Annotated in this window: 6 protein-coding genes; 5 read left to right on the top strand and 1 reads right to left on the bottom strand. The window is 44.9% G+C overall.

Features of this window, described 5'->3' with window-relative positions; translation table 11 throughout:
• Positions 1–43: 43 nt before the first annotated feature.
• Positions 44–214, bottom strand: coding sequence for a hypothetical protein (locus tag V7L01_RS01215; RefSeq protein ID WP_335031142.1), 171 nt, complete (start codon positions 212–214; stop codon positions 44–46).
• 109 nt (positions 215–323) lie between these two features.
• On the opposite strand from V7L01_RS01215, the gene V7L01_RS01220 reads away from it, so the two are divergent.
• The 5 genes from V7L01_RS01220 to V7L01_RS01240 all read left to right on the top strand — a co-directional run bounded on the left by V7L01_RS01220 (position 324) and on the right by V7L01_RS01240 (position 15025).
• Positions 324–695, top strand: a complete 372-nt coding sequence (locus tag V7L01_RS01220) for a hypothetical protein (RefSeq protein ID WP_335031144.1) — start codon at positions 324–326, stop codon at positions 693–695.
• 139 nt (positions 696–834) lie between these two features.
• Complete coding sequence (locus V7L01_RS01225; protein WP_335031146.1) at positions 835–1011, top strand: hypothetical protein; 177 nt, start codon at positions 835–837, stop codon at positions 1009–1011.
• Between the two features lie 555 nt (positions 1012–1566).
• Positions 1567–8226, top strand: a complete 6660-nt coding sequence (locus V7L01_RS01230; protein WP_335031148.1) for a HAMP domain-containing protein — start codon at positions 1567–1569, stop codon at positions 8224–8226.
• A gap of 392 nt (positions 8227–8618) precedes the next feature.
• Entirely contained in the window at positions 8619–14057 is a 5439-nt protein-coding gene (locus tag V7L01_RS01235) for a trifunctional serine/threonine-protein kinase/ATP-binding protein/sensor histidine kinase (RefSeq protein WP_335031150.1), read from the top strand.
• A gap of 842 nt (positions 14058–14899) precedes the next feature.
• Positions 14900–15025 (top strand): hypothetical protein, encoded by a 126-nt coding sequence (locus V7L01_RS01240; protein ID WP_335031152.1) that lies wholly within the window; start codon positions 14900–14902, stop codon positions 15023–15025.
• Positions 15026–15293: the final 268 nt, after the last annotated feature.

Consider the following 15293-nt stretch of genomic DNA (forward strand, 5'->3'; position numbering starts at 1 on the left):
TCCAATCAATAGTAATGACATACTTGTAAATTTTCCCACTCACTTACTTAATTGTTTCGGCTAACAATGCGATTGTTTCGGCTAACAATGCGATTGTTTCGGCTAACAATGCCATTGTTCCGGCTGACAATGCGATTGTTTCGACTAACAATGCGATTGTTCCGACTAACAATGCGATTGTTCCGGCTAACAATGCCATTGCATCGACTTGCAAAAATTAGCCCACGTCTCTTTAACCTTGTTCTATCTAAAAATCTCACTTACTGTTATTTTTTTTGTTGCAATGGGCACATTAAACTTATCCCTTACAACAGTATGCATATATGCCTACCCAAGATAAAACACGCCGTTTACCCTCTCAATCAATTAGTCAAGATATAACCTCATTACACGGTTTGCAAACCATCAGCACATACAATACAACCCGTGCTGATGCCTCTGTTACAAACTTACAGCAAGCTTATCAGACTATGTTGGCGCAGCAACAAGCCGAAACCGAGAAACTAACTTTATACCGTGCTGCTGCCGATGCTGCGCGATTAGCAGAATGGGAATTTCACAATGCTGTATTAGCCATGAAAGAAGTAATACGCGGACAATATGGCTCAGATAGCGATCAAGCCCAAGCGGTTGGACTAAAGAAAAAATCAGATCGCAAGCGTCCTAGTCGTAAAAGGTCAGTTGCGATGGCATAACCGTCCCCTGGAAGCGATCGCAAGTTAATCAATAAATAAGTAGTCGGACAGAATTAATTACATAATGTCAAACCGCAACCCCTTGCGATTGCTTCACTTCCTACCCTTCTCTACGAGAGGCTACGCCAATGGGAACGCAATGACTGTAAATATTTTTGTCCAGCTACTTAAAAGAGATGTGCCAAACCCACCTATACTGCAATTGCAATACGGTTCGGTTAAGGCAAGAGACGCGATAAATCGCCGTCTCTACAAAGGACTGATTATTGTAAAGACGGCGATTTGCGATCTAGGGCGTGTCATCAAAAAACCTTAGGCGAACCGTATTGACCTATACTGCTGGTTCACTACATCTTTTTTAGTAGCAACACTCTACTTGGAGAGACGCTGCACGAACGCAATAGCGAACTTCTCTCCTGCGTTGTTTGTTGAGAAATTTTAATTTCCCCCGCTATCATTAGAGTTAGTACGCATTACGGGTGCAAACCGGAATATAAAGTAACTAATTCAAAACAACAACCTAAAAGCTAAATTTGATTATTATCTCTACAACCAAAATACTGTTTTGGTTATTAACGCTAAACAGACTAACCTCGCTAAAAGTTTTAAACTGGCAGTAAAACCGATCGCCCTCAGTCAGCAGCCAGGCTCAACTCAGCTTCACTAACCTCTATTCTATGCACAATCAGTACTGGGGACATTCAACAGTTACATAACCATGTACTCCAAGCTAATTCAGATAATCTAAGATTTGTTGCTAGAGGGAATATCAGAAAACCTAGAAGCACTGATGAGAGTTAAAATCAATTTTCTGCATTTAGAAAACCTTTTTTAAACACGAAAACCTAGTAAATTCTTTAAAGATAAGGCTATGGCAACCGAACAGTTAACTAGAGACAGTGACAATCTAGATTTAAATCAGCTACTAAGAACGCTGAATGCTGTTAAACAGGGTGATTTCTCTGCTCGGATGCCCATAGACCATACTGGTGTAGCTGGTAAAATAGCTGATACGCTCAATGATATTATTGACCAGAATGAGCGGATGGCGGCAGAACTACAACGGATTGGTAACGTTGTCGGCAAAGAAGGCAAAATTGCTGAACGCGCCTCTCTCGGAGACGTTCGGGGTTCTTGGTCAAATTGTGTTACTTCTGTCAATACTCTAATTACAGATTTAGTCCAACCAACAGCTGAAACTACTCGTGTAATTCGGTCAGTCGCCAATGGGGACTTATCTCAAACGATCGCTACAGAAATTGAAGGCAGACCTCTCCAAGGCGAGTTTCTCCAAACTGCTAATATCGTTAACACGATGGTAGATCGGCTTGGTTCCTTTGCATCGGAAGTAACGCGAGTTGCCCGTGAGGTGGGAACTGAAGGTAAGTTGGGCGTTCAAGCCGAAGTGCAAGGTGTGGCTGGCACTTGGAAAGATTTGACGGATAACGTTAACTTGATGGCGGGTAATCTCACCGGACAAGTTCGCAACATTGCCGAAGTTGCAACTGCGATCGCAAATGGTGACTTATCCAAAAAAATCACTGTGGATGTCAAAGGCGAAATTCTGGAGTTGAAAAACACCGTCAACACGATGGTGGATCAGCTTAATTCTTTTGCATCGGAAGTGACGCGAGTTGCGCGTGAAGTGGGAACTGAAGGGAAGTTGGGCGTACAAGCCGAAGTTAAAGGAGTGGCAGGGACTTGGAAGGATTTAACTGACAACGTTAACTTGATGGCAGGAAATTTAACTGCCCAAGTCCGTAACATTGCGGAAGTGACAACGGCGGTAGCGAATGGCGACCTTTCTAAGAAAATCACTGTTGATGTCAAAGGCGAAATTTTAGAGTTGAAAAACACCGTCAACATCATGGTGGATCAACTCAATTCTTTTGCGAGTGAAGTAACAAGAGTTGCGCGTGAGGTGGGTGCAGAAGGTAAATTGGGCGGTCAAGCAGAAGTTCGCGGGGTAGCAGGTACGTGGAAAGACCTTACCGACAGCGTAAATTTCATGGCGGGAAGCTTGACGGCACAGGTGCGGAATATTGCGGAAGTGACAACGGCGGTAGCAAATGGCGATTTATCCAAGAAAATTACTGTCGATGTGAAAGGCGAAATTCTGGAGTTGAAAAACACCATCAATACAATGGTGGATCAGCTTAATTCTTTTGCAAGTGAAGTGACGCGAGTTGCGCGTGAGGTGGGAACTGAAGGGAAGTTAGGCGTACAAGCAGAAGTCCGGGGAGTTGCAGGGACTTGGAAAGATTTAACTGACAACGTTAACTTAATGGCGGGTAATCTCACCGGACAGGTGCGAAATATTGCCGAAGTTGCCACTGCGATCGCAAATGGCGATTTATCTAAGAAAATCACCGTCGATGTTAGAGGTGAAATTTTTGAACTGAAAAATACCATCAATATAATGGTAGATCAACTCAGTTCCTTTGCAAGTGAAGTAACAAGGGTTGCTCGTGAAGTGGGCAGTGAAGGTAAACTGGGCGTGCAAGCCGATGTGCGCGGCGTGGCTGGCACTTGGAAAGATTTAACTGATAGCGTGAACTTCATGGCGGGAAGTTTAACGGCACAAGTGCGGAATATTGCCGAAGTAACTACAGCCGTTGCAACAGGCGACTTATCCAAGAAAATCACTGTCGATGTCAAAGGTGAAATTCTGGAGTTGAAAAATACCATCAACACAATGGTGGATCAACTAAATTCCTTTGCATCAGAAGTAACAAGAGTTGCCCGTGAGGTGGGAAGTGAGGGTAAACTGGGCGTGCAAGCAGAAGTGCGCGGCGTGGCTGGCACTTGGAAAGATTTAACCGATAGCGTAAACTTCATGGCGGGAAGTTTAACGGCGCAGGTGCGGAATATTGCCGAAGTAACTACGGCGGTTGCAACAGGCGATTTATCCAAGAAAATCACCGTTGATGTCAAAGGTGAAATTCTGGAGTTGAAAAATACTATTAATACAATGGTGGATCAACTCAGTTCCTTTGCAAGTGAAGTGACGCGAGTTGCGCGTGAGGTGGGAACTGAAGGTAAATTGGGCGTACAAGCGGAAGTGAAAGACGTTGCTGGTACTTGGAAAGATTTAACCGACAGCGTAAACTTCATGGCGGGAAGTTTGACGGCACAGGTGCGGAACATTGCCGAAGTTACAACTGCGATCGCCAATGGTGACTTATCCAAGAAAATTACTGTTGCCGTCAAAGGCGAAATTCTCGAACTCAAGAATACCATCAATATAATGGTGGATCAACTCAACTCCTTTGCAAGTGAAGTGACGCGCGTGGCGCGGGAGGTGGGAAGCGAAGGTAAATTAGGCGTACAAGCAGATGTGCGCGGTGTAGCTGGAACTTGGAAAGATTTAACTGACAGCGTGAACTTCATGGCGGGAAGTTTAACGGCACAGGTGCGAAACATTGCTACAGTCACAACGGCGGTGGCAAATGGCGACCTCTCGAAGAAAATTTCCGTTGATGTCAAAGGTGAAATATTGGAACTCAAGAACACCATCAATACGATGGTGGATCAACTCAACTCCTTTGCAAGTGAAGTGACGCGGGTGGCGCGGGAGGTGGGAACTGAGGGTAAATTGGGCGTACAAGCAGAAGTTAAGGGAGTAGCCGGTACTTGGAAGGATCTCACCGAAAGTGTGAACTTCATGGCGGGAAGCTTGACGGCACAAGTGCGGAACATTGCCGAAGTTACCACGGCGGTAGCTAACGGCGACTTATCCAAGAAAATCACTGTCGATGTGAAAGGTGAAATTCAAGAGCTTAAAAACACCATTAATACAATGGTGGATCAGCTAAATTCTTTTGCATCAGAAGTTACCAGGGTTGCCCGTGAGGTGGGAACGGAAGGTAAACTTGGCGTGCAAGCTTACGTCAGAGGAGTGGCTGGGACTTGGAAAGATTTAACAGATAACGTGAACTCGATGGCGGGGAACCTCACCGGACAAGTTCGCAACATCGCGGAAGTTACCAAGGCGGTAGCAAATGGCGACTTATCTAAGAAAATTACCGTCGATGCCAAAGGCGAAATTTTGGACTTGAAGAACACCACCAATACAATGGTGGATCAACTCAGTTCCTTTGCAAGTGAAGTAACGCGGGTGGCGCGGGAAGTGGGAACTGAAGGGAAGTTAGGCGGACAAGCGCAAGTCCAAGGTGTTGCAGGAACTTGGAAGGATTTAACAGATAACGTTAACTCGATGGCGGGGAACTTAACGGCACAAGTACGCGGTATCGCCAGAGTTGTAACGGCGGTTGCTAACGGGGACTTGAAACGGAAACTGATGTTAGATGCTAAGGGAGAAATTGAAACCTTGGCAGAGACAATCAACGAGATGATTGATACTCTAGCGACATTTGCCAATCAAGTAACCACAGTAGCGCGGGAAGTGGGAATTGAAGGGAAGTTAGGCGGACAAGCTAGAGTCCCTGGCGCGGCTGGAACTTGGAAAGATTTGACGGATAATGTAAATGAACTTGCTGCTACACTGACAACTCAATTAAGAGCGATCGCAGAAGTTGCTACAGCTGTAACTAAGGGCGATTTAACTCGTTCAATTGCCGTCGAGGCACTAGGGGAAGTAGCGATACTCAAAGACAACATCAACCAGATGATTGCTAATCTGCGCGAGACAACGCAGAAAAATACCGAACAAGATTGGTTGAAAACTAACCTAGCCAAGTTTACCCGAATGCTGCAAGGGCAGCGAGACTTGGAAACCGTATCTAAACTAATTCTCTCAGAACTAGCACCCTTAGTAGGAGCGCAACACGGCGTATTCTTCCTGATGGAGTCTGGGGAAAATATACCGTATTTGAAATTAATTAGTAGCTACGCTTACCGCGAACGCAGACATTTGGCTAACCGTTTTCACTTGGGTGAAGGTTTGGTGGGACAATGCGCTTTAGAAAAAGAGCGAATACTGTTGACAGATGTGCCAAGTGATTATGTCAGAATTGCCTCTGGTTTAGGAGAATCGTCTCCACTTAATGCCGTAGTGTTACCTGTACTCTTTGAAGGACAAGTGACAGCAGTCATAGAATTAGCGTCCTTCCGGCGCTTTAGCGAAATTCATCTGACATTCTTCGACCAGCTTACCGAAAGTATAGCGATCGTCCTCAACACGATCGCAGCATCCATGCGAACTGAAGAATTACTCAAGCAGTCGCAATCTCTGGCTGAAGAACTCCAAACCCAGCAAAATGAACTCCGGGAAACCAACAAGCGCCTAGAACAACAAGCCCAATCACTCAAAACCTCAGAAGATTTACTCAAAGGACAGCAAGAAGAACTGCAACAAACCAATGCTGAGTTAGAAGAAAAGGCAGAGTTGTTAGCCATACAAAAGCAAGAAGTCGAGCGCAAAAATCGAGAAATTGAACAAGCAAGACTCTCTTTAGAAGATAAGGCTGAACAACTCGCCCTTTCTTCAAAATACAAATCAGAGTTTCTCGCCAACATGTCCCATGAACTGCGGACGCCGCTAAACAGCTTGTTGATTTTGGCGAAGTTGTTGTCAGATAACATCGATCGCAACCTCAGCGCCAAGCAAGTCGAATACAGCCAAACAATTTACTCAGCAGGTAATGATTTGTTGGCGTTAATCAATGACATTCTGGATCTCGCGAAAATTGAATCTGGAACTATGTCGATTGACATGACGCAAATGCCATTGACAGAATTGGGCGATCAGATTGAGCGCACCTTCCGACAAATCGCTCAGAGCAAAGGACTTGCTTTCACAATTGAATTGACTCCAGAATTGCCCACAACCATCTATACAGATGTCAAACGCTTACAACAGGTATTGAAAAATCTTCTCTCCAACGCTTTTAAATTTACAGAAAAAGGGGAGGTACGCTTACAGATTGCGGTGGCGAAGCAGGGATGGAGCAAAGACCAGTTAACTTTGAATCGCGCCCAAAATGTCATCGCCTTCTCAGTCAGCGATACAGGCATTGGCATTGCTCCCGACAAGCAGAAAGTGATTTTCGAGGCATTTCAGCAAGCCGATGGCTCTACCAGTCGGAGATACGGCGGCACCGGATTGGGCTTATCAATTAGCCGTGAAATCGCCCGTCTCTTTGGCGGCGAAATTAAATTAATCAGTCAACCCGGTCAAGGTAGCACCTTTACGTTCTTTTTTCCACAATTGATTCCTGAATCACGAGTGCTGAGTGCTGAGTCAACATCAACTCAATCCAGCACAGACGCGATTAATCGCGTCTCTACCCACTCCTCACTCCCCACTCCTAACTCCTCACTCCTCACTCCTCACGGGCTAAACGCCCCGCTAACAACAGCACTCCTAAATGACGATCGCACCACTATCGGCGCAGGCGATCGCGTGTTACTAATTGTTGAGGATGACGTTAATTTTGCGCGTATCCTGCTACAGATGGCGCAACAGCACGGATTCAAGGTAATTACTGCCCAAACAGGCACTACAGGTTTGATGCTAGCGCAGCAATTCCTCCCTTCAGCCATTTTGCTAGATATCAGGTTGCCAGAAATGGATGGTTGGACTGTATTAGATCGTCTGAAGCATGACCCTAATACCCGCCACATTCCTGTACATATCATGACCGTTGAGGAAGGGAGACAGCGCGGTTTGCAACTAGGAGCGATCGCATATTTGCAAAAACCCTTAACCAGCGAGACAATATCTGAGGCGTTGGCCAAAATTAAAGGTTTTGTTGAGCGCCAAGTGAAAAATTTGTTGGTAGTCGAAGACGACGACAATCAAAGGCTTAGTATTGTTGAGTTGATTGGCAACAGCGATGTTTCTACCACAGCAGTGAGCACTGGTGCAGCAGCTTTAGAAGCTATTCGCTCCCAGCATTTTGATTGCCTGGTTCTCGATTTAGGGTTACCCGACATGACCGGGTTTGAACTGATCGAGCAGATAAAGCTTTTACCTCACGGCAAAACTTTACCAATTATTGTCTACACAGGTAGAGAAATTAGCAAAGCTCAAGAAACGGAACTCAGACGGATTGCCGAAACAATCATCATTAAAGATGTGCGATCGCCCGAACGTCTGCTTGATGAAACAGCATTATTTTTACACCGAGTCCAAGCAAATTTACCTGCACCCAAACGACAAATCCTTGAACAACTGCATTCCATAGACTACTTACTCGCTGGCAAGAAAGCGCTAATTGTAGACGACGATGTACGTAATATCTTCGCGCTGACAAGTATGCTGGAGCGTTATCAAATACAGGTTTTATATGCTGAAAACGGCAGGGAGGGAATTACCCTGTTGGAAACTACACCAGATATTGATGTCGTTTTGATGGACGTAATGATGCCAGAAATGGACGGTTACGAAACAACACGCTTAATCCGCCAAAACGAGCAATTTAAATCTTTGCCGATTATTGCACTGACAGCTAAAGCCATGCAAGGCGATCGCGAGAAGTGTATTGAAGCCGGTGCATCAGATTACATCACCAAACCCGTAGATACTGAGCAACTGCTTTCACTATTGCGTGTTTGGCTATACCGTTGAGGCGAGCAAGGGAGGCAGGGCTGTTTCATCCTAACTCTTGCTCTATTAACAACTATCTGTGCTATAAATTTACGCTTGCTAGCTCCTTTTAATTGCTCCTAACAAAAGCCCAGTCATCCCGGCTGGGTTTTTGAGTGCCAAAGCGATCGCAGCCCTTGAGTAGAGGAGAAAATGCTTTCAAACAGCCGAAACTAAGAAAATTCAATCCTCATTTTCTTAGTTTGGTGGCTACAGCCTGGGTATATCAATGATTTTGGTTGCCAATGCGGTGTAACCTTCTTGCCGAGTCGCGGCTAACCAATTATGTAAGTAATTTACGGAATGTTTATTCTGCCAAATTCTTGGGAAGTATTAGATTTATAACCTTCCTCTAGACATTTTAACTTGATACTATGACACTGGCAGCAATCCCCTACTCGAATCCATTGCCGCACCTCCCTGGTTATGCCATTGTTGAGCAACTCTATGCAGGTTCTCAGACAATAGTTTATCGAGCAGTGCAGGAGTCAAGTCAGCGTCCAGTGGTGATTAAACTATTACAGCAAGACTACCCCACCTTTAGCGAATTATTACAGTTTCGTAACCAGTATACAATTACTAAAAATCTTAACATTCCTGGCATAGCCCACCCCTACAGCCTAGAAGCCTACGGTAACAGCTATGCTTTAGTGATGGAAGACTTTGGCGGCATTTCCCTACGGGACTATACCCAAAATTATTCCCTGTCTTTACGGGAAATCTTAGAAATTGCCCGACAAATTGCCGATATTCTCCATGATATCTGCCAGCATCGAGTCATCCACAAAGATATCAAACCCGCCAACATTCTGATTCATCCAGAATCGCAACAAGTCAAGCTGATTGACTTCAGCATTGCCTCCCTCCTCCCCCGCGAAACCCAGGAAATCCAAAATCTCAATGTGTTGGAAGGAACCCTTGCCTATCTTTCCCCAGAGCAAACCGGACGAATGAATCGCGCCATTGATTACCGCAGCGATTTTTATGCCTTAGGGGTGACATTGTACGAACTTTTGACTGGACAATTACCCTTTCAGTCCAATGAACCGATGGAGTTATTGCACTGTCATTTAGCCAAGCTCCCACTCGCTCCACACAGCATTAATCCAGAAATTCCCGCGATCGCCTCAGAGATAGTATTGAAGTTGATGGCGAAAAATGCCGAAGATCGGTATCAGAGCGCCTTGGGTTTGAAGCATGACTTAGAATGCTGTCTCAATCAATGGAAAGCAACGGGTAGAATAGAAACCTTTATCCTGGGACAACGGGATGTGTGCGATCGCTTCATTATCCCCGAAAAACTCTATGGGCGAGAAACAGAAGTTGCAACCTTGCTGAAAGCTTTTGAGCGCGTCGCTAATGGCAGTTCAGAAATGATGCTAGTAGCAGGATTTTCCGGGATTGGTAAAACTGCGGCGATCAATGAAGTCCATAAACCAATTGTCAGACAACGCGGTTACTTCATCAAAGGCAAATACGATCAGTTCCAGCGTAATATTCCCTTCAGTGCCTTTATGCAAGCCTTTCGTGATTTGATGGCACAACTGCTGAGTGAGAGTAATTTCCAATTGGCGGCGTGGAAAGCGAAAATTTTGGCGGCTGTGGGTGAAAACGGACAAGCGATCGTTGATGTGATTCCTGAACTAGAGCGAATTATCGGTCAACAGCCGCCAGTCCCAGAACTATCTGGTAGTGCTGTCCAAAATCGTTTCAATTTGCTCTTTCAGAAATTTATCCAGGTTTTCACCACCCCTGAGCATCCGCTGGTGATGTTTCTAGATGACTTGCAATGGGCAGATTCGGCTTCTTTGAACTTACTGCAATTATTGATGAGTGAAGCCAGTTCTGGATATTTACTTATTCTGGGTGCCTATCGAGATAATGAAGTGTTTCCGGCTCATCCCTTGATGCTGACACTGGAACAGATTCAGCAAGCCGAAGCTATCGTCAATACGATTACCCTGGAACCCTTGGTGGAAATAACGGTAAATCAGTTGGTGGCAGACACGTTAAGTTGTCCCCAGGAACTGGCTCAACCCCTGACGGAATTGGTATACCAGAAAACCCAAGGGAATCCCTTTTTTACAACCCAGTTTCTCAAAGCACTGCACGAGGAGGGTTGGATTCAGTTCCAGCCAGAACTGGGTTACTGGCAATGCGATCTGGGTTCGGTGCGGCAGTTGGCATTGACCGATGGAGTGGTAGAGTTCATGGCATTGCAGTTACAGAAACTTCCGGTGGAGACACAGGAGGTTTTGAAACTGGCGGCTTGTATTGGCAACCAATTTGATTTAAAGACCTTGGCAAGGGTTTCTGAAACATCACTTGTTGATATGGCGGGCAACCTATGGACGGCGTTACAAGAAGGGCTGATTCTCCCCATTAATGAAACCTACAAGTTCTTCCAATCAAATAACTCAGACAACATCAATCGCGGTGGTGAGATTGTCGTTCCTTATAAATTCTTGCACGATCGCGTCCAACAAGCTGCCTACGGTCTGATTCCAGAAGAGCGAAAACAGTCTACCCACTTCAAAATCGGGCAACAACTGTGGGCAAATACGCCTGAAGCCGAGCGGGAAGGGAAAATTTTTGAAATTGTCAATCAATTGAATTACGGTCTGAGATTAACGGCTCAAAACACTTCTCCCGGATTGTTGAATGCACAAAATGGTGACGAAATCTCCAGACTGCAAGAATTGGATCTAGCTCAACTGAACCTGCAAGCAGGACAAAAAGCCAAGGCTGCAACCGCCTATGAAACGGCAAGTAAATACTTCACAGCAGGGCTGGCAGCGCTCCCAGAAAACGGTTGGGAAGATCGTTACGACCTAACCCTTGCCCTTCATACAGAAGCAGCTGAAATTGAGTACCTGACTGCCCATTTCGAGCAGGCAGAACAGCTTTCAGAAATTGTTCTTCAGCACGCCCAGGATTTGCTGGAAAAGGTGAAGATGTATGAAATCAGGATCTATTTCTACATTGCTCAAAATCAAATGCTGGCAGCGATCGACATCTGTCTACAAGTGCTGGAGTTTTTGGGCGAACCGCTGTTTAAAGAACCCCCACAGGAGTTAGCGATCGAGGATTTGATGAACCTGCCAGAGATGCTCGATCCGCACAAGTTAGCAGCCATGCGAATTGCGATCGCAATGGTCACTCCCAGCCTGAATGCTAAACCAGATTTGTTACCACTGATTGCTTACACACTAGTGAACCTATCGATTCAATTTGGCAACTCGGCATTTTCGGCATTTGGCTACACCGTTTATGGTCTGGTTTTATGTGATAGCCCAACCGGAATTGAAAGAGGCTATCGGTTTGGACAATTAGGATTAAAATTGCTGGAGCGCTTCAACGACAGGAAATTGTATGCAAAAGTGATTAACATTTTTGATGTGTTTGTGCGGCACTGGCGGGAACCCGCTCGCAATACGATCGCTCCCCTACGTGAAGCTATTCAGGTTGGATTAGAAATGGGTGATGTAGAGTATGCCTGCTACAACGCCGCCTCCTATTGCAACTATCTTTTCTTCGTCGGTGAAACACTGGAGCAGGTGAATCAGCAACAGCAAAAATACATCGATCTGTTGTTGAAATTCAAACAAGAGTATCAAATTTACTTCGGGCAGATTTGTCGTCAGCTCGTGTTGAATTTGATGGGAGCAGCGGAAGATTCCCTAATATTGGTTGGGGAAAGTTTCGACGAGCGGAAAATGCTGCCGATTTTAATTGAAACTCAAAACGGAACTCTCCTGTTCCTGCTCCATCTGGCAAAGACCATTCTTCTGTTCATCTTTAAGGACTATCAGCAGGCACTGATCCATGCTAGAGAAGCCGAAAAATACCGAGGAAACATGGTTGGTTTCTTGCAGTTTGCGGAACATAATTTCTACTACTCCCTCGCTCTCCTGGCTACCTGTTCAAATGGCAATGAGGTAGAGCAACAATGGGCACTAGAAAAAGTTGCAGAAAACCAGAAATTGATGAGTCAGTGGGCGTTCCACGCTCCCGCCAATCATCAACACAAATACGATTTAGTTGAAGCAGAGCGGGCAAGAATTTTGGGTCATGTAGACGCAATGACTTATTATGACAAAGCCATTCAGGGGGCAAAAGAAAACGCCTATATCCAAGAACAAGGACTCAGCAATGAGCTGGCCGCCAAATTCTACCTCGGTTGGGGCAAAGAGAAGCTGGCCGCAGACTATATACAACAAGCCTACTACTGCTACGCCCATTGGGGTGCAAAGGCGAAAATCGCCCATTTAGAACAAGAATATCCGCAACTACTAACAACCATTCTCCAACCGGCTAATCTTGCCATCACATCTGCAACAACCATCCCCTTAACTTTGATGAAAGGTGTAACTAAAAGCTCTAGCAACCAAAATTTATACTTAGATTTGCAAGCGGTGATGAAAGCCGCACAAGCCATCTCTGAAGAAATTGAATTAGAGAAACTGTTGGCAACCTTGATGCAGATTACGATCGCCAATGCTGGCGCACAAATCGGTCATTTAGTTCTTCGCCAAGATGAACAATGGTTAGTTGTAGCTCAAGCCGATCGACAAGAGGTAAAAACTTTAGAAATTCCCCTGGAGCAATACTCAGAAATTCCCCAAAGTTTGATTTATGCAGTAGCAAGAACTCAAGAGACGGCTGTGTTTGAAGACTTGAGTACAGCAGTGCAATTTGCCAGCGATCGCTACATTATCGCTCACCAGCCCAAATCTGTTTTATGTACTCCCATTAGTCGCCAAGGAAAACTCAGCGGTATTTTGTACTTAGAGAATAACTTAACTTTAGGCGCTTTTACCAGCGATCGCATCGAGATTCTCCAACTTCTAACTAGCCAAGCCGCCATCTCGGTGGAAAATGCCCGTCTGTATCAACAAACCGAAAACTATTCTTGCACCCTAGAAGCAGAGGTAAAACACAAAACCCAAGCTCTCAACCAAAAAGCCCAAGATTTAGAGCAGACCTTGAAAAAATTGCAGCAAACTCAAGGACAATTAATTCATAGCGAAAAAATGTCATCCCTCGGCCAATTGGTAGCTGGTATTGCTCACGAAATTAACAATCCAGTTAATTTTATTAAGGGTAATCTCACCCATACAGAAAATTATATCGCAGACATGATGAGTTTGCTGATGCTTTATGAGCAGGAATATCCTCAACCTAGTCGAGCCATTCAAGATAAGCGGGAAGAAATTGACCTCGATTTTCTGTTTGAAGATGCCAATCAAACCTTAGAATCTATGAAGCTTGGTAGTCATCGCATCAGCCAAATTGTCCAGAGTTTACGCAACTTTGTTCGCTTAGATGAAGCCGAAATCAAAGCTGTAGATTTACACAGTGGTATTGAAAGCACGCTGTTAATTTTGCAACATCGCTTACAAGCTTCTGAAAATCAACCCGAAGTGCGCGTCATTAAGGAGTATGGCGATCTACCTTTAGTTACTTGCTATCCTAGCCAGTTGAATCAAGTCTTCCTGAATCTTATTAACAATGCCATTGATGCGATTCGAGATAATCCCCAAAGCAGCCAACACCCAGAAATTCGGATTTGTACTGGAGTAATAGATCGTGAATGGTTACGAATTGCGATCGCCAATACAGATAGTACAATTCCTGTGAGTCTGCAAGAGCGGATTTTTGAACCATTTTTCACCACAAAGCCCGTTGGCCGTGGTCAAGGTTTGGGGTTATTTGTTAGCTACTCTATTATCCAAAAACATCGCGGCACATTAACTGTGCGTTCTCAGCCCACTGAGGGAACTGAATTTGAGATTGTTCTCCCTATCTATTGAACAATTCTCATGAAATGCCCACTCTGCCTTCATCCTCCCTAAACTCATCCCAAGTAGAAACATTACACGTAATTAGTCAAACGTTGAATAGGCAATTGAAAATGCTTCTACAAGAGCAATGAAGTATTGGCTCTTGAGCAAGCTCGTCAGCACTTGACACACATCTATGAACCTGTGCCAGCTTCAGCGAAAGCTGTCCCTATATCTGGTTTGACTTCTTTTGCTTTTTTCTCAAAAAGTTGGATTCCTGCGTCAACCATCTCAAAGCCGTTTTCTGTTCGTTGGCCAAGCTTGCCCGGTACAGTCCAGCCTAACCTGCGAATTCTGAGGCGCTAGTTTCAGCCAAACGAGAAGCTTTTTGCGTTAACTTAAGCACTGAAGACTATACCGTTCTGGTCATTAAACTCGATTTCCACTGTTTTGTTCGCTGCTGGTTTGGCATCAGGCAGTGACCCGCTAAATTCTAGCGTAACCTAGCTTTTCGCTACCATAACTTACCCCTGGTTGATTAAAAATTCAAATTTTCCGCTCCTGATAAAATCAGGCTTAAGGTTGACCACCACAAATTCGGTGTGCGGTATCTATCCGTTCGGACAAAGCTGATGCTGATTGAGAATGCAAAACTGCTCTCTTGTCAAAGCTTGAGAGCAGCTTTAGCTCTCGCTAGATGTAGCGACCTGCAATGCTAATGGTTCAAACCTGCACTTATCGGTATATTCAAACCAGGATTTGCAACTATACTATAATTTTGGTTCAGATGTAGAGCAACAAATTATTTGACCACAGCGACAAATAACACCTTCATTTCTTGGAGCTTGTAAGCTTTACTGACTTTTCACGGGATGTGGAAAGTCGAGCCAGTAGAGGCGATCGTCGGTCACCTCCGCCCTGTTGAACCACTACAGCACCTTAAAGAGCTTCGCCGATTTAAGCGAGTCCTCAATTTCCGGGTCAACCTTTTAGTTTAACTTTCGGTATCACTGCTCATTTCACCTCTTAATGGGAAGTAGCCAGCAACGCAACAGCCACTTTAAAAGCAGTCTGGATAGCAAAAGACCAAAGTCGGTTACAACCAGAATTTTATCCAGAAATGCTTAAAGTAAAACCCTTGCAATTTAAGGACTACATCTCCATCCACAAACAGTCCCAAAATATTTTGGGAAAAATAGTTGACATAAAGAGGTGGGTTCGTTATATTGAATAAGTGCCTGAAACGGAGCGCGAAAGAGCGACGTT

The organism is Nostoc sp. (assembly GCF_036917095.1).
Lineage (GTDB): Bacteria > Cyanobacteriota > Cyanobacteriia > Cyanobacteriales > Nostocaceae > Nostoc.

Bases quoted from the DNA above. Each gene is read 5' to 3' on its own strand.
- V7L01_RS01230 (WP_335031148.1), top strand. From the start codon at position 1,567: ATGGCAACCGAACAGTTAACTAGAGACAGTGACAATCTAGATTTAAAT.
- V7L01_RS01240 (WP_335031152.1), top strand. From the start codon at position 14,900: ATGTGGAAAGTCGAGCCAGTAGAGGCGATCGTCGGTCACCTCCGCCCT.
- V7L01_RS01235 (WP_335031150.1), top strand. From the start codon at position 8,619: ATGACACTGGCAGCAATCCCCTACTCGAATCCATTGCCGCACCTCCCT.
- V7L01_RS01220 (WP_335031144.1), top strand. From the start codon at position 324: ATGCCTACCCAAGATAAAACACGCCGTTTACCCTCTCAATCAATTAGT.
- V7L01_RS01225 (WP_335031146.1), top strand. From the start codon at position 835: ATGACTGTAAATATTTTTGTCCAGCTACTTAAAAGAGATGTGCCAAAC.